General features: G+C 61.0%; 18 protein-coding genes and 1 pseudogene. 7 read left to right on the plus strand and 12 right to left on the minus strand.

The features are described from left to right. Nucleotides 1-53 precede the first annotated feature (53 nt). The gene (locus AC07VR_RS21535; RefSeq protein ID WP_495012468.1) at nt 54-1,361 is read left to right on the plus strand and encodes an OprD family porin; all 1,308 of its coding nucleotides are present in this window, start codon (nt 54-56) and stop codon (nt 1,359-1,361) included. Nucleotides 1,362-1,428: 67 nt separating this feature from the next. Here the strand turns inward: AC07VR_RS21535 and AC07VR_RS21540 are convergent. Then, nucleotides 1,429-1,587, minus strand: a pseudogene (locus tag AC07VR_RS21540) (IS5/IS1182 family transposase); the annotation flags it as partial. Nucleotides 1,588-1,643: 56 nt separating this feature from the next. After that, nucleotides 1,644-2,198: a cysteine hydrolase family protein gene (locus AC07VR_RS21545; RefSeq protein WP_495012469.1), complete on the minus strand. Its 555-nt coding sequence runs from the start codon at nt 2,196-2,198 to the stop codon at nt 1,644-1,646. 98 nt (nt 2,199-2,296) lie between these two features. Between AC07VR_RS21545 and AC07VR_RS21550 the strand changes: the two genes are divergently transcribed. Beyond that, nucleotides 2,297-3,286 (plus strand): GlxA family transcriptional regulator, encoded by a 990-nt coding sequence (locus tag AC07VR_RS21550; RefSeq protein WP_495012470.1) that lies wholly within the window; start codon nt 2,297-2,299, stop codon nt 3,284-3,286. A gap of 42 nt (nt 3,287-3,328) precedes the next feature. Here the strand turns inward: AC07VR_RS21550 and AC07VR_RS21555 are convergent, their stop codons facing one another. Together AC07VR_RS21555 and AC07VR_RS21560 are read right to left on the minus strand one after the other, a co-directional pair. Then, entirely contained in the window at nt 3,329-4,540 is a 1,212-nt protein-coding gene (locus AC07VR_RS21555; RefSeq protein WP_494994978.1) for an MFS transporter, read from the minus strand. A gap of 236 nt (nt 4,541-4,776) precedes the next feature. Then, nucleotides 4,777-9,099, minus strand: a complete 4,323-nt coding sequence (locus AC07VR_RS21560; RefSeq protein WP_495012471.1) for a DEAD/DEAH box helicase — start codon at nt 9,097-9,099, stop codon at nt 4,777-4,779. Nucleotides 9,100-9,310: 211 nt separating this feature from the next. Here AC07VR_RS21560 and AC07VR_RS21565 point away from each other — a divergent pair, with 211 nt between their 5' ends. Then, nucleotides 9,311-10,195, plus strand: a complete 885-nt coding sequence (locus AC07VR_RS21565) for a sugar nucleotide-binding protein (RefSeq protein WP_494994980.1) — start codon at nt 9,311-9,313, stop codon at nt 10,193-10,195. Next, a complete protein-coding gene (locus AC07VR_RS21570; RefSeq protein ID WP_495012472.1) occupies nt 10,188-11,117 on the plus strand; it encodes an NAD-dependent epimerase/dehydratase family protein in 930 nt (309 codons plus the stop codon). Before AC07VR_RS21565 ends, AC07VR_RS21570 begins: the two co-directional genes overlap by 8 nt. Before the next feature lie 158 nt (nt 11,118-11,275). On the opposite strand, the gene AC07VR_RS21575 is transcribed toward AC07VR_RS21570, so the two are convergent. From AC07VR_RS21575 to AC07VR_RS21595, 5 genes are all read right to left on the minus strand, one after another. Beyond that, nucleotides 11,276-11,959, minus strand: a complete 684-nt coding sequence (locus AC07VR_RS21575; RefSeq protein ID WP_495012473.1) for an OmpW/AlkL family protein — start codon at nt 11,957-11,959, stop codon at nt 11,276-11,278. Nucleotides 11,960-12,133: 174 nt separating this feature from the next. Next, the gene (locus tag AC07VR_RS21580; RefSeq protein ID WP_494994983.1) at nt 12,134-12,652 is read right to left on the minus strand and encodes a DUF3299 domain-containing protein; all 519 of its coding nucleotides are present in this window, start codon (nt 12,650-12,652) and stop codon (nt 12,134-12,136) included. A 41-nt stretch (nt 12,653-12,693) separates the two neighbouring features. After that, nucleotides 12,694-13,959, minus strand: coding sequence for an ABC transporter permease (locus AC07VR_RS21585; RefSeq protein WP_494994984.1), 1,266 nt, complete (start codon nt 13,957-13,959; stop codon nt 12,694-12,696). A 1-nt stretch (nt 13,960) separates the two neighbouring features. Then, nucleotides 13,961-14,671 (minus strand): ABC transporter ATP-binding protein, encoded by a 711-nt coding sequence (locus tag AC07VR_RS21590; RefSeq protein WP_494994985.1) that lies wholly within the window; start codon nt 14,669-14,671, stop codon nt 13,961-13,963. Nucleotides 14,672-14,803: 132 nt separating this feature from the next. Next, the gene (locus AC07VR_RS21595; protein WP_494994986.1) at nt 14,804-15,415 is read right to left on the minus strand and encodes a DUF2796 domain-containing protein; all 612 of its coding nucleotides are present in this window, start codon (nt 15,413-15,415) and stop codon (nt 14,804-14,806) included. 133 nt (nt 15,416-15,548) lie between these two features. On the opposite strand from AC07VR_RS21595, the gene AC07VR_RS21600 reads away from it, so the two are divergent. Beyond that, nucleotides 15,549-15,896 (plus strand): hypothetical protein, encoded by a 348-nt coding sequence (locus tag AC07VR_RS21600; RefSeq protein ID WP_495012474.1) that lies wholly within the window; start codon nt 15,549-15,551, stop codon nt 15,894-15,896. A 61-nt stretch (nt 15,897-15,957) separates the two neighbouring features. Here the strand turns inward: AC07VR_RS21600 and trxA are convergent, their stop codons facing one another. The 3 genes from trxA to AC07VR_RS21615 all read right to left on the minus strand — a co-directional run bounded on the left by trxA (nt 15,958) and on the right by AC07VR_RS21615 (nt 18,047). Beyond that, on the minus strand, nt 15,958-16,830 hold the full coding sequence (trxA, locus tag AC07VR_RS21605) for a thioredoxin (RefSeq protein WP_495012475.1): 873 nt from the start codon (nt 16,828-16,830) through the stop codon (nt 15,958-15,960). Between the two features lie 102 nt (nt 16,831-16,932). After that, the gene (locus tag AC07VR_RS21610; RefSeq protein ID WP_494994989.1) at nt 16,933-17,589 is read right to left on the minus strand and encodes a class I SAM-dependent methyltransferase; all 657 of its coding nucleotides are present in this window, start codon (nt 17,587-17,589) and stop codon (nt 16,933-16,935) included. Next, nucleotides 17,586-18,047: a hypothetical protein gene (locus AC07VR_RS21615; RefSeq protein WP_495012476.1), complete on the minus strand. Its 462-nt coding sequence runs from the start codon at nt 18,045-18,047 to the stop codon at nt 17,586-17,588. Before AC07VR_RS21615 ends, AC07VR_RS21610 begins: the two co-directional genes overlap by 4 nt. A gap of 128 nt (nt 18,048-18,175) precedes the next feature. Between AC07VR_RS21615 and nrdR the strand changes: the two genes are divergently transcribed. Together nrdR and ribD are read left to right on the plus strand one after the other, a co-directional pair. After that, nucleotides 18,176-18,640 (plus strand): transcriptional regulator NrdR, encoded by a 465-nt coding sequence (nrdR, locus tag AC07VR_RS21620; protein ID WP_489375050.1) that lies wholly within the window; start codon nt 18,176-18,178, stop codon nt 18,638-18,640. After that, nucleotides 18,637-19,770 (plus strand): bifunctional diaminohydroxyphosphoribosylaminopyrimidine deaminase/5-amino-6-(5-phosphoribosylamino)uracil reductase RibD, encoded by a 1,134-nt coding sequence (gene ribD, locus AC07VR_RS21625; RefSeq protein ID WP_495012477.1) that lies wholly within the window; start codon nt 18,637-18,639, stop codon nt 19,768-19,770. Before nrdR ends, ribD begins: the two co-directional genes overlap by 4 nt. The last annotated feature ends 9 nt before the right edge of the window (nt 19,771-19,779 follow it).

Here is a 19,779-nt window from a genome sequence, read left to right on the forward strand (position 1 = left end):
GGGATTTTGTGTTGATTGAGCTGCTCAAAATAAAAAAAGCCGGAGCGCTATAAGTGACCGTAAAGAAAATCGCTACAACTTTCGTACTGAGCAGTATCGCTCTGAGCACCCAGGCTTATGCGGACTTCCTAAGTGACGGGAAAGCTACCTTGGGAATGAGAAACTTCTACTTCAATAATGACAACCGTGATGGTACCGCCGCGCCTTCGAAAACCGAAGAGTGGGCGCAGGGTTTCATGCTGGACTACAAGTCGGGCTACACCGACGGCACCATCGGTTTTGGCGTCGACGCACTGGGGCTGGTGGGGGTTACGCTGGACAGCGGTAAGGGACGCCATGTCGGCAGCACCATGATTCCTTCGGACAGTGACAACAGAGCCGTCGATGAGTGGAGCCGGCTGGGGCTGACCGGCAAAGTCAAAATGTCGAAGACTGAACTGCGCCTGGGCACGCTGATGCCGAAACTTCCGATCCTGGTGGCCAACGATGGACGGCTGCTGCCACAGACCTTCGAAGGTGGCCAAATCACCTCGAGCGAGTTCAAGGATCTGACCCTGACGGGTGGACGAATCGAACATGCAACAGGTCGCGGTTCAACTGATCGGACGGGGCTGGCAGCTACGGGCGGTACACGTGAAAGCAACCAGTTCGACTTCGCAGGGGGCGACTGGAAAGTCACCAAGGACCTGACGGCTCAGTACTACTACGCCAATCTCGACAACTACTACACCCAGCAGTTTTTCGGACTGATCCACACGCTGGCGATCGCGGACAATCAATCCCTGAAAACCGACCTGCGCTACTTCAAGACAGACTCGTCCGGTTCCAACAGCTCGGGGACCACAGGCTACCGAATCAGTGGCTATACCAAAGACGGCGATGGCGAGATCGACAACCGGACCTGGAGTGCCGCGCTGGTGTACACCTTGGGTGGCCATGCGATCACCGCGGGCTACCAAAGCGTGTCGGACGGCAGCAACTTCACTCAACTCAATCAGGGCAGCCTGGTAGACAAGGGCGCCGGTGGGGCCAGTCTTTACCTGTATACCGATCGTCTGATCCAGAGCTTCACCCGTGCAGGTGAGCGCACAGCCTTCGGTCAGTACGCTTACGACTTCGCCGCCTTGGGTGTCCCTGGCCTCAAAGCCTCGGTTATCTACCTCTCCGGGGACAACATCAAGACGACGTCCGGCGACAACCAGAAGGAATGGGAGAGGGATATCAGCCTGGACTACGTCCTTCAGTCGGGAGCACTAAAAGGCGTCGGATTCGGCTGGCGTAACGGCAAATCCAATAGCGAAGCCGCTCGTGATCAAGATCAGAACCGGGTGTTTGTAAGCTACAGCATTCCGCTTCTCTAAGAACGCTGCATAACCGTGAAGCTACCAGTGGTGCGTCGATCGAGGCCCTCGGTAGCCATTCTCTGCATTACAGGCACACCTCCCCTGTATTCATCAGTAAATGTCGGCGGGCCATCCGCAGGTTAGACAGCACGAACAGCGTCACCAACTGAGCGGTGTTCTTTACCGGATCACGGAAGCGCACGTTAACGTAGCCGAACTGCTGCTCGATCACCCGGAATGGATGGGCACGATCTGGTCATCGTCGCCGTGGCCACGCCGGTCATGGGCGGTGGGTGAGGCTTAGCGGCTGCCAGCCAGGAAATCGTCGGTGGACACCACAGTTGCATAGGCAAAGCCCAATGCCGACATGAAGGCGGCATGCACGTGGGCGGCCGGAACAGTCAGGCCGTTGAACTCAAGATCGCGGGTGGCGCAGGCGTCATGGATTACCGTGATGGTGTAGCCAAGGTCGGCTGCGGCTCGAGTGACGCCGTCGATGCACATGTGGCTCATGCTGCCGACGATCACCAGGCTCTCGATGCCCTGCTGGTCGAGGATTGACTGTAGTTCGGTTTCGCGGAACGAGTTGACGAAGTGCTTGAGCACCACCGGCTCGTTGGCGCGGTTGATGACTTTAGGGTGCAGGCGTGCGCCTTCAGAGCCAGGGGTGAAGAACGGCGCCGTGTCGGAGGTGAATTCGTGGCGGATGTGCACCACCGTGTCACCGGTATCGCGAAATGCCTGAATCAGCCGTGCGGCGTTGTCGGCGGCGGCTTCGACACCCACCAACGGCCATTTGCCGTGGGGGAAGTAGTCGTTCTGGATATCGACTACGATGAGTGCTTGCTTGGCCATGGGTGTTTCCTCGGATGTGTTTGTGTGGCGTGAAGTATTGGGGTTAGCCGGCCGTTCGAGGATTGGCCGCACCGACAATAGAAGGGGGAAAACTGACAATGGGTGTAGAAAGCGCAGTCGCCGAATTGGGCGTGCTGATCTATCCCGGCGCGCAGATGGCGGCGGTACATGGCTTGACCGATCTGTTTGGTGTAGCAAACCGCATTGCGGCCGAATATCAGGCTACGCAACTGCCGCTGCTGCGGGTCAGCCACTGGCGTACCGATGCCTTTGAGGCGCCGGTGCGGGTCTTCGACAGTCATCCGGGGCCCGACCAGGCGTTGATGGCGGTGTTGATCCCGCCTTCGATCGCCGGGTTTTCTGACGCTCAGGCTCCGTCAGCGTTGACCCATTGGCTTCGCCAGCAACACGCCAGCGGTGCGACTCTCGGCGGAGTGTGCGTGGGTTCTATTCTGATGGCGCAAAGCGGTTTGCTGGATGGCCGCAGCGCGACCACTCACTGGACCTCGGCGAAACAGTTCGCCGAGCGTTACCCGAGGGTCAAACTCAATGCCGACAAACCTATTGTCGACGACGGCGACCTGATCACCACCGCCGGGCTAATGGCCTGGTCCGAGTTGGGATTGCGTCTGGTGGACCGTCTGCTCGGGCCGAGCATCGCGACCGGCACTGCGCGGTTTCTGGTGATCGAGCACAGCGACAGCGCGAGCCGGTGCGGCAGTAACTTTGCGCCAATACTCGGCCATGGCGACCCGGCGATCCTCAAGGTCCAGCATTGGCTGCAAGGTAACGGTGCGGTGGAGGTCTCGCTGACGGCGATGGCCCAGCAGGCCGGTCTGGAGGAACGTACCTTCCTGCGGCGCTTTCGCTCGGCAACCGGTCTGAAACCCACCGAATACTGTCAGCATCTGCGGGTCGGCAAGGCCCGGGAGATGCTCGAATTCACCAACGGGACCATCGACCACATTGCCTGGACCGTCGGCTATCAGGACCCAAGTGCTTTTCGCGCCACGTTCAAAAAAATCACCGGCCTTGCCCCAAGTGATTACCGCGCGCGGTTTGGAGTGACGGCACCCGCGCGGGTATAGGTGGGGGCGTACAAAAAAACGCAGCCCGAAGGCTGCGATCTTTTAATGCCCGGCGACAATCTGCGCCGAACCCTGCGCCGGCTCTGGATACACCGGGCCGAGACGATCGAGACGACCACTCCAGGCGGTCAATGCAAGGGCGACCAGCACCACCAGACCGCCGATCCATGCGGTATGAATCAGGCCCATGTGGGCGACGATCAGACCGCCACCCCAAGCGCCGCCGGCGATGCCAAGGTTGAAAGCAGCGATGTTCAGACCCGAAGCCACGTCCACCGCATTCGGGGTGTGATGTTCGGCCTGGCGCACTACATACACTTGCAGGCCCGGTACGTTGCCGAAAGCGACCGCGCCCCAGACCAGTACGGTGGCCAATGCCAGCCAGGGATTACCGGCGGTCAAGGTCAGCACAAAGAGCACAGCGGCGAGCAGGGCGAAGATGAGCTTCAAGGCGCTGATCGGGCCGCGTTTATCGGCCAGTTTGCCGCCCCAGATGTTACCGATGGCCACCGAGATGCCGTAGACCAGCAGCACCAGGCTAACGGTGCTGGCGCTGAAGCCGGAGATGTCCTGAAGAATTGGCGCCAGGAAGGTGAACGCAATGAACGATCCGCCGTAGCCGACCGCAGTCATGGCGAACACCAGCAACAACCGTGGCTGTTTCAGAACTTGAAGTTGCTGTAGCAGCGAAGCAGGTTTGCTGTGGGCAATGTTTTTCGGCACGTAAATCAGGCTGCCAATAAAGGCGATCACCCCCAGGGCCGAAACGGCGAGGAAGGTTTCGCGCCAACCGAAGTGCTGGCCAATGAAGGTGCCCAGTGGCACGCCAGTGACCAAGGCTACGGTCAGACCGGTAAACATGATCGCAATCGCGCTGGCGGCCTTTTCCTTGGGCACCAGGCTGGTGGCAATGGTCGAGCCGATGGAGAAGAACACCCCGTGGGCGAGCCCGGTAACGATTCGTGCAATGACCAGCGATTCGTAGCTGGGTGCTTTCCAGGCCAACAGGTTGCCGAGGGTGAACAGCACCATCAACGACAACAGCAAGAGTTTACGCGGCACTTTGCCGGTCAATGCGGTGAGTACCGGTGCGCCAATGGCCACGCCCAGCGCGTAAAGGCTGACCAAAAGACCGGCGGACGGCAGGCTGACGCCAAGGTCGGCACCGATAGTGGGTAACAGGCCAACGATGACGAACTCGGTCGTCCCGATGGCAAATGCGCTTAGGGTTAGCGCGAGCAAGGCAATGGGCATGGCTGCAACTCCGGTGGGTTTAAATCAGGAGCGCAGTGTCGGTGTTTGACTCGTGTGGAAAAATAGCGGTATCGGCACAAGATATTTGATCGCAAGTCAAATATACGGTCTTGTGTGTTGACCGTTCCCACGCTCGCGCGTGGGAATGCAGCCGGTGACGCTCCGCGTCACAGTAAGAGCGGACGCGGAGCGTCCAGTGAGGCGTTACCACGCAGAGCGTGGGAACGATCACTTACTCAAGAGCGGTGTTGCACCAGTTTGTTGCGCACCTCGGCACTGGCCTGCTGATCCAGTTCCAGCCAGAAATGCTGCTTGCCGGCGATTTCGGCGGCGGCAGGCAAGCCGTCGCGGTACACCAACCGATTGCTGGCCAGCGCAGGGACTTTGCTGCCCGGCAGCAGCGTACCGGCCAGGTTCAACGGGTCGACGCCGCAGACACCAATCAGGCTGCCGTCATGGGGGCGTCGACGTACTTCCCGCAGTAGAGGAATCGCCTCCGGCAACGCGAACTGCTCGCCCGCCAGGCCGCTGACAAATCGCCCACCGCGAATTTCGCCTCGGGCCTCGAGGCGATGGAACGTGCGCAGCAGTTCGCGCCAGACTGGCAGCCAATCAGCCTCGCGCTCAAGCAAACGCCAGAAGACCACGCCATAACGCCGAAGCAGAGTCTTCGCGACATGCTCCAGTGTCGCCGTCGGGGTTTGCCCGGGACGAGTGATTTCGCTTGCCACTGCTGCAGCGGGGCGTCGCAACAAGGCCCAACGTCCGGCATCGTCCATCCCGCCAATAAACGCCCCGCGGCCACGGCGACTGCTGCGGGCCTGGCGTTTGCTGGCGGGGGTGATCAGCGCCCGCAGCCCGGCAAAACTGTCGGCATTCACCAGTCCCGCACCAACCAGCTCCTGCAATGCGCTTTCCAGTTCGCTGCGCAGCAGATGCGCTTCATGCAGCAGTTCGTCGAAGAACAAGGCGCCATGTTGGGTCAGGGCCTGATGGACTTTCCGGGTTTTTGGCGATAACTCGCTGCTGTCGGTCTGCTCGGTCAAGCCGCTCCAGAGCGCAACCTGGTTGCGTGGCAACAACACGATTGGGGTACTGCGAAGCGCGGCACTCGCGGGCTTGTTGCGCGCGGTCAACCGGGTCCAGACCAGTTTGCCGCTGCGGCACAGGTCATCCAGCCAGCTGACTGAATAACCCTTGAGCCGCGCCGGCAAAATATCGCTGTCCCAGGCCGCGGCGGCGGCTGGGTAGCCTTCAAACTGGTTGACGATCTCTGGCAAAACGGCGCTGCCCTGGCCTTGAGTTGTCGTAGACAGATGCTGCCAGTCAAACAGGAATCGCATGAAGTCCTGCAACGCTACCGGCTCGATTTCCCGGCGCAGTCGTCTGACCGTGTAGCGATGAATACGCGCCAGCAAATGCCGTTCGCACCATTGATCGTCGCTGGCGCCCGGGCTGAAGCGTCCGCGCAGCACGTAACCTTCACGTTCCAGTTGCGCCAAGGCCTGAGTGACGCTGGCCATCGGCAGCGCCAGTGGTTCGGCGATCTGGTTCAAAGGCAGAGGCCCGAAACCACTGAGACGGGCGCGGATCACTTCCACCAGCGCCTCATCGACATCCCAGGGTTCATCGAATCCGGGCAAAGCCTGCAACCCAGGCTGCAACGCAGCGTCGGGATACAGCGCCCGCAAACACGTCAGCCGCTCCAGTGCCAACCATAACGACTGCTCGGCATTGAGCTGCAGACGGCTGGCCCGACCACTGTCGGCCAAGGCGTGCAGCCAGGTCAGCCAGTGCTCATTGGTCTGCGCCTCAGCATCGCTGATGCACGCCAGACTCATCAGCGCTTCGTGCATTTCGTCGACGCCCGTGGGCGCGGGCCAGGCTTCGTCGCGCACGGCCTGAATCGCCTCGCTATCCAGCGCGCCCAGATCATCGGTCGATTGCGGGTCGCTCCAGCGGCGGTTGAGCACGGCTTGGGTGCGACGTTCTTCCAGTGGTGCGTCATCGAGAAAGGTGTAGGGCCGGGCGCTCAGAATTTCGGCGGCCAAGGGCGACGGCGCCGGCAGATTGCGGCTGATCAACCGCACTTCGCCGTTCTCCATACGCCGCAGCAGTGCCAGCCAGCCTTCGCTGTCCATGGCGTCATGAAGGCAGTCATCGAGGGTTTGCTCCACCAGCGGATGCTCGGGAATTTCCCGCTCGCCGGCGAGGTTTTCCAGGCAAGCGATCTGATCGGGAAACACACTGGCGATCAGGTCTTCGCTTTTCATCCGCTGGATCTGCGGCGGGACTTTGCGCCCGCCGGAATAACGCGGCAGGGCCAGGGCGACGCCAGCATTCCAGCGCCAGCGCACGCCGAACAACGGGGCCTCCAATACAGCCTGGATCAGGATGTGCTCAGCGCTGTTGCTGTGCAGGTAACGCCAGACGTCGTCCAGCTCAAAGCTGTGACTGGTGGACAGCGAGAGCACGATGGCGTCTTCGCTGGCAGCGGCCTGCAATTCGAAATTGAAAGTACGGCAAAAACGCTTGCGCAGCGCCAGGCCCCAAGCGCGATTGATGCGGCTGCCAAACGGCGTATGGATGATCAGTTGGGTGCCGCCGGACTCATCGAAAAAACGCTCCATGATCAGCGTGTCCCGGGACGGTAATGCACCCAGCGTCAAACGTGCGCGCGCCAGATACTCCACCAGCTGCTCGGCGCTGGAGATGCTCAGGCCCAGGGTGTCGGTCAACCAGTCGAGGCTCGGTTGCAAGTCGCCGGGGCTGGCGCTGAGCAGTTCATCGAGTTGCGCGTGCAGGCGCGCCACGGCGAACGACAGTTCTGCGCTGCGACCGGGCGCTTCACCGAGCCAGAACGGAATGGTCGGCGGTTGGCCTTGAGCATCTTCGACCCGTACTTTGCCGGTTTCGATGCGCAGGATCCGGTACGAGGTATTGCCCAACTGGAAGATGTCGCCGGCGATGCTTTCGACGGCAAAGTCCTCGTTGACGCTGCCGATGTTCAGGCTCTGTGGCTCCAGCAATACGCTGTAGTCGGCGTTGTCCGGGATCGTCCCGCCGCTGGTTACAGCGGTGAGCTTGCTGCCGCGACGGCCTCGCAGGGTTCGTGTCACGGCATCGCGATGCAGATAAGCGCTGCGGATTCCCTGACGGCCGTTGTAGCCCTCGGCGAGCATCTGCAATAACGCCTGAAAATGTGTTTCATCGAGATCGCTATAGGGCGACGCACGGCGGAGCATTTCCAGTAGCGCTTGCTCCTCCCATTGCTGGCAACTGACCTCGGCGACGATCTGCTGGGCCAGCACGTCAAGCGGCGCCACGGGAATCAGCAAGGTGTCGAGTTCACCGCGACGCACGCAGTCGAGCAGGGCCGCGCATTCGATCAGGTCGTCCCGTGTGGTGGCGAACAGACGCCCCTTGGGTGTGCCGCCGACCTGGTGTCCGGAGCGGCCAACCCGTTGTAGAAATGCCGCAATTGAACGCGGCGAGCCTATCTGGCAGACCAGATCGACATCGCCGATATCGATGCCCAGCTCCAGCGACGCGGTGGCGATCAGTACTTGCAGGTCGCCACGCTTGAGCCGTTGCTCGGCGTCCAGTCGGAACTCTTTGGCCAGGCTGCCGTGGTGGGCGGCCACCGCCTCTTTGCCAAGACGTTCGCTCAAATGCCGGCTCAAACGCTCTGCCAGGCGCCGGGTGTTGACGAAAACCAGCGTGGTTTTGTGCTCGCCGGCGAGCACGGCGAGCCGGTCGTAGACCAGTTCCCAGACGTCATTGGCCATCACCGCTGACAACGGTACCGGCGGCACTTCGATGCTTAAGTCCCGTGGACGGGCGTGGCCAATGTCGACAATCTCGCAGGCGTGGTCGCGGCCCACCAGAAAACGTGACACCGCTTCGATGGGTTTTTGCGTGGCCGATAAGCCGATGCGCATCAACGGATCCGGGCACAGCGCCTGTAGGCGCTCCAGGCTCAGGGTTAAATGACTGCCGCGCTTGCTGGAGGCAATGGCGTGGATCTCGTCGACGATCACTGTGCGGGTGCTGGCGAGCATGCGTCGGCCGGAGTCCGAACCGAGTAATACGTAAAGCGACTCCGGGGTGGTCACCAGAATATGCGGTGCGCTTTTGCGCATCGCCGTGCGGTCTTTTTGGGTGGTGTCGCCGGTTCGCACAGAGGTGTTGATCTTCAGTTGAGGCAAACCCATGCAGCGCAATTGTTCGGTAATCCCGGCAAGCGGGTTTTGCAGGTTGATCTGAATGTCGTTGGACAGCGCCTTGAGCGGCGAGACGTAGACCACCAGCGTCTCGTTCGGCAGTTCGCCGTTTTGCTCCAGTCCTTGATGGACCAGGTCATCGATCACCGCGAGAAACGCGGTGAGGGTTTTTCCGGAGCCTGTGGGCGCGGCAATCAACGTCGAGCGGCGCTGGCGGATCAACGGCCACGCCTGAGCCTGGGCGGCGGTGACCGAGGGGAACGTCGCGTTGAACCAGGCTCTGACGGCAGGGTGGAAGCCGGTCAGGGCGTTGTCCGCTGATTCGGGAAGATTCATGAGCAGATTTATGCGACTGACAGGCAGAACTTGCAACCCCTCGCTACAAAGGCCGTATTGTTGGGCCCTGATCTGGCCGTTCTACACTTTGCGGGTGACGGCTGCGCTGGAAACCCGCAAAATGCAACGATTCTGGCAAATGCCAACGGCAAGGCTATATGGCTTGTCCGATATAAACCATCGTTCTAAACAGACTGGGCCTGCTGACTCTATGCGAATGCGCCTTATGTTACTGGGCGGCGGAAATGCCCTTGGGCAAGCGCTGATTCGCCTCGGTGCGGAGGAAGATATTGGTTTCCTCGCCCCCCGTCCGCCGCAAGACGGCTGGGATGCCGCGAGCCTGACGCAACTGCTCGATGACACCCGTCCGGATGCCTTGATCAACCTTGCCTATTACTTCGACTGGTTTCAGGCGGAGACGGTCGGCGAGACGCGTCTGGCCGGGCAGGAGCGGGCGATCGAGCGGCTTGCCGAGCTGTGCCAACATCACAATATCATCCTGGTGCAGCCCTCCAGCTATCGGGTCTTCGATGGCTCGCGAGCGACTGCCTACAGCGAAAAAGACGAACCGGTGCCGCTGGGTCTGCGTGGCCAGGCCTTGTGGCGGATCGAGCAGAGTGTGCGCGCAACCTGTCCGCAGCATGTTTTGTTGCGCTTTGGCTGGCTGCTCGATGACAGTGCCGACGGCACGCTCGGGCGCTTCCTGGCCCGGGCCGAGCGACCCGAAGAGTTGCTGATGGCCGACGACCGTCGCGGTAATCCGACCCCGGTGGATGACGCGGCGCGAGTGATTATTTCGGTACTCAAACAGCTCGATTGCTCGGCGCCGCTGTGGGGCACTTACCACTACGCCGGGCATGAAGCGACTACGCCGCTGGCATTGGGTCAGGCGATTCTCGCCGAGGCCCGGCAGTTGCATCCGCTGGCCATCGAGGCGCCGACTGCGCAAGCCCATGCTGCGCGCCCTGATGCTGCTGAAGAGCCGCAACATGCGGTCCTGGCCTGCAAGAAAATTCTGCACACCTTCGGGATCAAACCCCGCGCCTGGCGTGCGGCACTCCCGGGCTTACTGGATAGGTTTTATCGCCATGGCTGACGGCCCTGTTTTAATCACCGGCGGCGCCGGGTTTATTGGTTCGCACCTGGTCGATGCCTTGCTCGCCAAGGGTTACGCGGTGCGGATTCTCGATGACTTGTCCAGCGGCAAACGCAGCAACTTGCCATTGGATAATGCTCGGGTCGAACTGATTGAAGGCGACGTCGCCGATGCTGCGCTAGTGGCGCGGGCGATGGTGGGTTGCCAGGCTGTCGCCCATCTCGCGGCGGTGGCTTCGGTGCAGGCCTCGGTGGATGATCCGGTGCGCACCCACCAGAGCAACTTCATCGGCACGCTGAACGTTTGTGAAGCCATGCGTCAGGCTGGCGTCAAGCGCGTGCTGTTCGCCTCAAGCGCGGCGGTCTATGGCAACAATGGCGAAGGTGAGTCAATCAGCGAAGACACGCCCAAGGCGCCGTTGACGCCTTACGCGTCGGACAAACTGGCGAGCGAGTACTACTTCGACTTCTACCGTCGCCAGCACGCTCTGGAGCCGGTGGTGTTCCGCTTCTTCAACATCTTCGGTCCACGCCAGGATCCGTCGTCGCCGTACTCCGGGGTGATCAGCATTTTCAGTGAGCGGGCACAGAAAGGCCTGCCGATCACCGTGTTCGGTGACGGTGAGCAAACCCGTGACTTCGTTTACGTTGAAGACCTGGTGGACGTGCTGATTCAGGCCATCGAAGCGCCGCAGGTCGAAGAGGGCGCAGTCAACGTCGGGCTGAATCAGGCGACCACACTCAAGCAGATGCTCGAGGCATTGGCTGAGGTAGTGGGGCAGTTGCCGCCGGTGAGCTACGGCCCGGCGCGCTCGGGCGATATCCGTCATTCCCGGGCGAATAATCAACGGCTGTTGCAGCGCTTCAAATTTCCTGAGCAGACGCCGATGAGCGTTGGTCTGGCGCGGTTGCTGGGGCGATAGTGTTTTATTGAATGAAAATGGCGCCTTTCGAGGCGCCTTTTTATTGTCGTCGGACTTCAGGTCCTGGGGGGCGGGCCGACGACTTCGTGGGCAAGCCTGTTCCTACAGATGGCGCGGTGCTCTTGTAGGAGCGAGGCTTGCCCGCGATAGAGGTTGAATCAGAACTTGTAACCAACACCCACCATGTACACCCACGGGGAGACATCCACGTCGACTTTGGTCTGGCCGACACCCAGTGCAGTCGGGCCATCGACGGTGGCTTGGGTGTCGATGTCGACGTACCAGACCGAGGCGTTGAACAGCATGTGGTCGGTGATCATGTAGTCAAAGCCCAGTTGCCCGGCGATACCCACCGAGTCCTTGAGTTTCAGGTTGCTGAAACCTTCGCTTTTACGCTGACTGGTCAGGTCTTCGCCAAAGAACATGGTGTAGTTGATACCGACACCGGCATATGGCTGGAACCTGGATGAAGCGTCCAGCGGGTAGTACTGCAGCGACAGGGTCGGTGGCAGTTGCTTGATGTCGGCGAGCTTGCCGTCCAGCGCCGGACCAAGACCTTTTACACCGACTTGGTGCTTGAACGGTGTGGCAGCCAGCAGTTCGAGGCCGATGTGGTCGGTGAACATGTAGGCGAACGCCAGACCCAGTTGCGTGTCGCTGTCCAGAGTCGCTTTGGTACCGGAGATTTTCCTACCGTCGAGTTTCAGCTCGCCGCTGTCTTCGTTGGGCGCGGTGCTGGCAGCACCGGCACGGACGATGAAATCACCGGCCTGGTGGGCGTGAGCGAGTGGGGCTGCAAGCGCGAGGGCGAACAGCGAAGCGCGAAGCAAAGACTTGTGCATGGAGGCTCCAAAGGACGATTCAAGTTGGCTATGTCCAATGTTAAGGAGCGTCAAGAACGAGCCTTTGACTCAGCTCAATGGAATGGTGACAGGGGATAAAAGCGCAGAGCCTTCAGGGGGGGCGGTGCCAATCCCTGTAGCAGCAGGCTACACCAGCTACAGGGAGAGTCGTTCCTACTCCGGCAATTCGTAAACGTAGATCTTCTCGGCATCCATTTGGTAACCCGCATCGGCCAGCTCGCTGGTGGACGCTTTGACCTGCATCGCGCCCTCGATCCAGTACGGCTGATACAGCTCATCGAGCTTCACCCCCGCCTCGCTTTTGACATGGACGATCTGATTCGACGGCGGTGGCGGTACGTGGATGCAGGCGCCGAAATACGGCACCAGCAAAAACTCGGTGGTGCGGCCTTCTTCGCTGACTTCCAGTGGCACGATATAACCCGGCAAGCGGATCCGCTGCCCGTCGAGGCTCTTGACTACCGGTGCGTTGGGCAGGTCTTGCGTGGCCGCCGGTGCCGCTTCGGCGGACAGGGCGTCGCCCATCTTCGACAGATCGTGCAGCGGCGTCATGTTCGGGACTTGCGGCGCGGCGTCCGGCGGGATCATTTCCAACCAGGTCAGGTCTTTCGGTTGGGCGGCCCACAACGGCATGGCGACCAGCAACAACAGCGCAAGCAGGGCGCGGGGCATGACGTGGCTCCTCATAAACGGGATGGTCATAAACAGATACTTCATAAACGAATGGACAGGCCATCGGCCAACGATTGTCGGTAGGCGCGCCAGGCCGGCACGCTGCCCATCAGCAATGCGGCAAGCAGGATACCGCCGAGCAGCGTCCACTCATACTCGCTTGGCCAGGCCAGCGGCAGGTACAAACCATAAGTCGACTGCACATAGCCTTGCGCCAGGGCGATGCTCAGGTACAACAGCCCCAACCCGGCAATCACTCCGGACAACGCCAGGGCGAAGGCTTCGAGCACCAGTAAGGTCGCGATATGCCAGGGCCGCGCGCCGACCGACCGCAGGATAGCCATCTCCCGACGGCGTTCGTTGAGGCTGGTGAGAATGGCGGTGAGCATGCCGATCAATCCGGTCAGCACCACGAATAACGAAATCACAAACAGGGCTTTTTCAGCCGTGCCCATCATGCTCCAGAGCTCCTGCAAGGCTACGCCCGGCAGAATCGCCAGCATCGGCTCGCCACGAAACTCGTTGATCTCGCGTTGCATGGCGAAGGTCGCGATCTTGCTGTTGAGGCCCAGCATGAAGGCGGTGATGGCTTGCGGAGTGAGGTCCATGTTGCGTGCCTGATCGGCGCTGATGCGGCCATTGCCCTGGGCCGGAGCACCGTTGTGCCAATCGATGTGGATCGCTTCCATGCCGCCGAGGCTGATGTGCAGCGTGCGGTCCACCGGGGTGCCGGTGCGCTGCAAAATGCCAACCACGGTGAACGGTTTGTCGTCGTGTTTGACCAGGCTGATTACCGCCACACCGTGGGCCAGTACCAGTTTGTCGCCGAGTTTGTAATGCAGGGCATCGGCGACTTCGGCACCGAGTACCACTTCAAACGGATCGGTGGCGAAGGCGCGGCCGCTGGCCAGTTGCAGGCTTTGTTGGCGACCGTATTGGTAGTGCTGGAAGTAGGCGTCAGTGGTGCCCATTACTCGATAACCGCGATGGGAATCACCGAGGGAAATCGGAATCGCCCACTTCACTTTCGGGCTGTTTGCGAAGTGCTCGAAGCTGTCCCAACGAATGTTGTTGGTGGCGTTGCCGATACGAAATACCGAGTACAGCAGCAGATTGACCGAGCCGGAACGGGCGCCGACGATCAGGTCGGTGCCGCTGATGGTGCTGGCGAAGCTGGCGCGGGCTTCGGTGCGCACGCGCTCAACGGCCAGCAACAGGCAAACCGACAGCGCGATGGCGAAGGCGGTGAGGATCGCGGTAAAGCGGCGGTTAGCCAGGCTGGCCATGGCTAGACGAAACAAATACATCTCAAACCTCTGCGGGCACTGCGGCGCGATTGAGTTCGGCCAGCGACAGGTTGCGATCAAACAGCGGCGCCAGGCTTTGGTCATGGCTGACAAACAGCAGGCTGGCCCCGGCCTCACGGCACTCGGCGAACAACAACCGGATAAACGCCTCGCGGGCGTCATAGTCCAGGGCCGAAGTCGGCTCGTCGGCGATCACCAGTTCGGGTTGGCCGATCAACGCCCGGGCGGCGGCGACCCGTTGTTGCTGGCCAATGGACAGTGAGTCGGCGCGACGGCTGAGCAGGCTCGGATCTTTCAAACCCAAGTGGGCCAGCAACGTCGCGGCCGCCTGATCGACACTGCCGTGACGCTGGATTGCCCGGTTGGCGCGCAATTTGGAAAAGTGACAGGGCAGTTCGACGTTCTCCCGCACCGAGAGAAACGGTAGCAAGTTGAACTGCTGGAAAATGTAGCCGGTGTGGTCGACCCGGAAGCGGTCACGGGCGCCAGCCGAGAGCTCGGTCAGTTCCTGGCCGAGCAGGCGAATGCTGCCGCGATTGGGCTTCTGCACCCCGCCGAGCAAGCCCAGCAGGGTGGTCTTGCCACTGCCGCTGGGACCTTTGAGGAACAGCGTTTCGCCGGGCTCGAGGCGGAACGCCGGGATGTCCAGCAACTGCGGATGACCGGGCCAACTGAAGCCCAGGTCGGACAGTTCGATAAGTGCTTGGGTCATTGAGCCGATTTCATGTGTGTTGAGTACTTGTAGGAGCGAGGCTTGCCCGCGATTCAGGCGCTGCAGTCAATCAGACAAGCCGCGTCATCGTTCATCGCGGGCAAGCCTCGCTCCTACGAGGTCGGTGTGAATTCAAAACTTCAGGATTGCAGCCTTCGCTGTTGCTTCAACACCTTGCTGGCCACTTGGGCTGATGAGTTGTACCTGAATTTTCTGGGTGGCGGGGAAGGTCTTGAAGATTTGTGTCAGCTCCAGACTCTTCAGCGCGGTCGGCGTGGCGCAGGTGAATTGGTAGTGGGCGTGGATCTCGCTGTGTTCATGGTGATGCTCATGACCGTCGGCGTCTTTGGCGTCTGCATCATGGTCTTCATCTTCATCGTGATCATCGGCATCCGGCTTGTCGCCGAACAGCGGGCTTTCCAGTTCCTGCTTGGCAACCACGCAGCCGGCGGCTTTTGGCAGGCTGAACAGTACCAATGGTTTCTCAAGCTGGGCACGCACAGCGGTGACTTTGGCTTTGTCCTCATCAGTGCTGGCGACGTGTTCGAAACCCACCAGGTTCATCGCCGGACTTTCCAGTTCCAGCTCCAGACTCTGACCGTCCAGCGCCGCGTTCAAGCGCCCGACGCCATGTTCGTGGGCGCCGAGGCTGCCGTGTTCATGCTCATGATCATGGACCTCGGCGGCATGAGCGATGGCCAGCGGCAGCAGGGTAAACGGCAAGGCGAGAAGCAGACGGCGCATAGCAAGTCTCCGGGAAAGAAGATGAATGTTTTGTTATGTGATCTTATAACAATAGTGGCGGGAGTTTGACCGTCTGCTTGGCGTTGCGCAAGACGCGTGGGAGCATGTTCGTCAGAAACTTGAGGGAAAACCTATGGTGCGGATACGTGGAAGCATCGGCGACTGGCCGGTGGACTTGACCCTGGAACTGGACGAGGGCGATTGGGCGCAGTTAGGGGCGCAGTTGCAGGTGACCAGGCCCGAGAGCAATACCCCGCAGGCCAAACCAGTGAATCAGGACGATGCACTGTGGCAGATCGCCAAGGATCTGCTGCGCAAGGCAGGGCAAATGAGCGGGCCGGATTTGCTGGAGCAACTGGAAGGACTGACAGGAAGCGCGGCGTCGGGCAAACGCCTGTTGGTGCGCTTGCGCCATTGCGCGGATGTGAAAGTGGTGAGCGGCGGGGATACGCCGCTCTATAGCTGGGTTGACCCCGCGTAGGAGCACAGCTTGCTCGCGATGGCGATCTCAAGAATGCCATCGCCGGCAGCCGTGCTCCTGCTTAATACAACGCAGCAAACATCTTGCGGCGGTACGTGGTCACCAGCGGGTGATCGTTGCCCAGCAATTCGAACACCTGCAGCAAAGTCTTGTGCGGCAGGCCTTCGCTGTAGCTGCGGTTGCGGATGAACAACTTCAGCAACGAATCCAGCGCCGCGTCGTATTGCTGGCGAGCCAGTTGCTGAATCGCCAGTTGATAGACCGCTTCATCGTCCTGCGGGTTTTTCGCCAGGCGCGCCTTCAGGTCTGCCGCATCCGGCAAATCCTTGGCCTGGCCCAGGAACTGGATCTGCGCCTTGGCGCCGGCCAGGGCGGCCTTGTGTTCATCGGTCTTGACCGCGTCGAGCACGGTTTGCGCTTCACCCAGCTCGCCACGTTCGGTGAGGCAGCGGGCATAGAGGATCAGCGCTTTCGCATTGGTGTTGTCTTCGCCCAGCAGCACTTTGAGGATGGCTTCGGCGTCGGCAAAACGGCCTTCATCGAACAACGCCTGAGCCTGCTCGAACGGATCGGCAGCGGCCGGTGGTGGCATCTGTACATGGGGCTCAAGCAACGCGCGGACCGCAGATTCCGGTTGCGCACCGGCAAAACCGTCCACCGGTTGACCATCCTTGAACAGCACCACGGTCGGCAGGCTGCGGATACCGAAGCGCGAAACGATGTCCGGTTCGGCGTCGCAATTGACCTTGGCCAGCAACAGCTCGCCCTGATAGCTCTCGGTAATCTGCTGGAGCATCGGCATCAGCGCCTTGCACGGCGCACACCATTCGGCCCAGAAATCCACCAGCACCGGTTTGTGGAAAGAGTTCTCGATCACCGACTGGTCGAAATCGACAGTGCTGGCGTCGAAGATATACGGCGTGTCCTGACTCATGGGGCATCTCTTGAAAGCGTGAATGGGCTAACTATAAGGGCTTGAAGGCGCTTTGCGTAGCCGTTGCCTAAGGCTGCGTCCGGCAACGGCTACAGGTGGCTTCTACCGTCTTTGCGCGTGGTACAGGCTCACATGACGAAACTCTTCAGGCTCGGCCAGATCCGGCAAAGTGAAGGCTTCCAGCATTTCCAGCCGTTGATACGCCGGATGCTGGAAATTGCGCACTCTGGAGTCCGCCACCAGGGCTTCCCGGCCACGACTCAAAAACTCATCGAGCAGCGGCAGGTTGCCGCGGTCGTACAGCACATCGGCCACCAGGATCAGATCAAAGCGATCGGCTTCGGCGAAAAAGTCCGTCGAGTAGCTGAGCTGTACATCATTGAGTTCAGCATTCGCCCGGCAGGCCGCAATCGCCAGCGGATCAAGATCACAGGCCACCACTTCCAGCGCACCGGCCCTGGCCGCCGCAATACCGGCAACCCCGGAACCTGCTCCGAAATCCAGCACCCGTTTGCCTTCGACCCATTGCGGGCGTTCGGCGAGATAGCGCGCCAACGCCAGGCCGCTGGCCCAGCAGAAACTCCAGTAAGGCGGTTCATGCAGGATTCGTCGGGTTTCTTCCGGGGTGAAGGCGCGGTCCATGTTTTCGGCGTCGATCAACCAGAGCTTGAGCTCGGTCTCCGGCAATGTACAGGAGACAAGCTTTGCGTCACCGAGCAGCTCTCCCAGAGCCTCTTGCAAGTCGAGCGGTACGGTCATGGCGCTTTGAAAAACTGCAATTGACCCAGTGCCTGGGTGATCGGTTGATCAATGCGTCGCGAAGGCAAATGCAGAATCAGTTGTCCGGACTGGCTGGCGCGGCCGCGCAATTCGACGCGAGCCCCGACCGGAAAGGCTTCCGGATTGAAGCGCAGACGGAACGGCAGCACCTGGTTGTTGCCGATCAGGCTAGAGCTGGCCAGCAATTGTTGCGGCCGGCCGCGCTCGTCGATCACCAGCAGTGCCAGTTCGACTTCAGCGCCGGCCGGCACGCCTAGCAGACTACCGCTCAATTCGCGCTGAAAGGCCGGCAGCGGGCCGAGGTTGGCGGACTCCTGAGCTTTCTTCTGTGCCTGCTGTGGCGCAGGCCCTGGCGCCGGTGGCGCGGGTTTGGGCGCACTGCTGCACGCGACCAGCAAGCTGACGAGGCTGAGCAATACGAGCGGTCGTAGCGACATGTGAAGCTCCAGCAAGACTAAATTCGGTGTGTATAAATAGTAGCCGGTCTATATACCGTAAAGCCTATGGCTTGTCTTGCCAGTGGGATGCGCTACCATGGCCCTCCCTTTTTTTGTTGCCTGCCACCATGCACTGTCCCTTCTGCGGTGCCAACGACACCAAGGTCATCGACTCGCGTCTGGTCGCCGAGGGCGAGCAGGTGCGCCGCCGGCGTGAATGCCTGGCCTGCGGTGAGCGTTTCACCACCTTCGAAACCGCCGAACTGGTGTTGCCGCGCCTGATCAAAACCGACGGCAGCCGTCAGCCGTTCGACGAAGAAAAACTTCGTGCCGGTATGCAGCGCGCCCTGGAAAAACGTCCGGTGAGCGTCGAGCGCCTGGAAGCTGCGCTGGCGCACATCAAGCACAAACTGCGGGCGACCGGTGAACGAGAGGTCAAGTCACTGGTGGTCGGTGAGCTGGTGATGGCCGAGCTGCAAAAGCTCGATGAAGTCGCCTACATTCGTTTCGCCTCGGTGTATCGACGTTTTCAGGATCTCAACGAGTTCCGCGAAGAAATCGATCGCCTGGCCCGTGAGCCAGCCAAAGAATGACTACGTCCTCTGAACAAGCCGTCCTCGACGCCCACTACATGGCTCGGGCCCTGGAGCTGGCGCGCAAAGGCCTTTACACCACCCATCCCAATCCTCGAGTCGGTTGTGTGATTGTGCGTGACGGGCAGATTGTCGGTGAAGGCTGGCATGTGCGCGCCGGCGAGCCCCATGCCGAAGTCCATGCGTTGCGTGCCGCCGGTGAGAACGCCCGGGGCGCTACCGCCTACGTGACCCTCGAACCGTGCAGTCATCATGGGCGCACGCCGCCGTGCGCCGATGCGTTGGTGAGTGCCGGTGTGGCGCGGGTCGTCGCGGCGATGCAGGACCCGAATCCAGAGGTCGCTGGCCGTGGCATGCAGCGTCTGGCGCAGGCGGGCATCACAATCCACAGCGGCGTGCTTGAAGGTGAAGCGCGAGCCATCAATCAAGGCTTCCTCAAACGCATGGAACAGGGTCTGCCGTTCGTGCGGGTCAAACTGGCCATGAGTCTGGACGGTCGCACCGCCATGGCCAGTGGCGAAAGCCAATGGATCACCGGCCCGGACGCACGTTGCGCCGTGCAGCGCCTGCGCGCCCAGGCCAGCGTGGTGCTGACCGGCGCCGACACGGTATTGGCTGACGGCGCCCGGCTGACAGTGCGCGCTGACGAACTGGGGCTGGATGCCGAGCAGACTGCGCTGGCGCTTTCCCGACCACCCTTGCGCGTGCTGATCGATGGTCGTCTGCGGGTGCCTCTCGACGCACCGTTCTTCAAGGCCGGCCCGGCGCTGGTCGCCACCTGTGTCGCGGTGGAAGAACAGTATGCCAGTGGCCCGGAATGCCTGATCGTGCCCGGCTCCGATGGTCAGGTTGATCTGCGCAAGCTGCTGATCGAACTGGCTGCCCGTGGTGTCAACGAGGTGCTGGTGGAAGCCGGTCCGCGTCTGGCGGGGGCTTTCGCTCAGCAAGGCCTGGTGGACGAATATCAAATCTTCGTCGCGGGCAAGTTTCTCGGCTCATCGGCGCGGCCATTGCTGGACTGGCCGCTGGAGCTGATGAGTGAGGCGCCGTTGCTGAAAATCATTGAAATGCGCGCCGTGGGCGATGACTGGCGAGTCACTGCCATTCCTCTGCCACCAGCGAGCGTATAATTCTCGGCT

The organism is Pseudomonas sp. GW821-FHT02H09 (genome assembly GCF_059421425.1).

Coding starts and splice junctions, on each gene's coding strand:
- AC07VR_RS21575 (WP_495012473.1), bottom strand. CDS start 11,959: ATGCACAAGTCTTTGCTTCGCGCTTCGCTGTTCGCCCTCGCGCTTGCA.
- AC07VR_RS21585 (WP_494994984.1), bottom strand. CDS start 13,959: ATGTATTTGTTTCGTCTAGCCATGGCCAGCCTGGCTAACCGCCGCTTT.
- AC07VR_RS21610 (WP_494994989.1), bottom strand. CDS start 17,589: ATGACCGTACCGCTCGACTTGCAAGAGGCTCTGGGAGAGCTGCTCGGT.
- AC07VR_RS21545 (WP_495012469.1), bottom strand. CDS start 2,198: ATGGCCAAGCAAGCACTCATCGTAGTCGATATCCAGAACGACTACTTC.
- AC07VR_RS21600 (WP_495012474.1), top strand. CDS start 15,549: ATGGTGCGGATACGTGGAAGCATCGGCGACTGGCCGGTGGACTTGACC.
- AC07VR_RS21590 (WP_494994985.1), bottom strand. CDS start 14,671: ATGACCCAAGCACTTATCGAACTGTCCGACCTGGGCTTCAGTTGGCCC.
- AC07VR_RS21570 (WP_495012472.1), top strand. CDS start 10,188: ATGGCTGACGGCCCTGTTTTAATCACCGGCGGCGCCGGGTTTATTGGT.
- nrdR (WP_489375050.1), top strand. CDS start 18,176: ATGCACTGTCCCTTCTGCGGTGCCAACGACACCAAGGTCATCGACTCG.
- AC07VR_RS21615 (WP_495012476.1), bottom strand. CDS start 18,047: ATGTCGCTACGACCGCTCGTATTGCTCAGCCTCGTCAGCTTGCTGGTC.
- AC07VR_RS21565 (WP_494994980.1), top strand. CDS start 9,311: ATGCGAATGCGCCTTATGTTACTGGGCGGCGGAAATGCCCTTGGGCAA.
- AC07VR_RS21555 (WP_494994978.1), bottom strand. CDS start 4,540: ATGCCCATTGCCTTGCTCGCGCTAACCCTAAGCGCATTTGCCATCGGG.
- AC07VR_RS21550 (WP_495012470.1), top strand. CDS start 2,297: ATGGGTGTAGAAAGCGCAGTCGCCGAATTGGGCGTGCTGATCTATCCC.
- AC07VR_RS21580 (WP_494994983.1), bottom strand. CDS start 12,652: ATGCCCCGCGCCCTGCTTGCGCTGTTGTTGCTGGTCGCCATGCCGTTG.
- AC07VR_RS21595 (WP_494994986.1), bottom strand. CDS start 15,415: ATGCGCCGTCTGCTTCTCGCCTTGCCGTTTACCCTGCTGCCGCTGGCC.
- ribD (WP_495012477.1), top strand. CDS start 18,637: ATGACTACGTCCTCTGAACAAGCCGTCCTCGACGCCCACTACATGGCT.
- trxA (WP_495012475.1), bottom strand. CDS start 16,830: ATGAGTCAGGACACGCCGTATATCTTCGACGCCAGCACTGTCGATTTC.
- AC07VR_RS21560 (WP_495012471.1), bottom strand. CDS start 9,099: ATGAATCTTCCCGAATCAGCGGACAACGCCCTGACCGGCTTCCACCCT.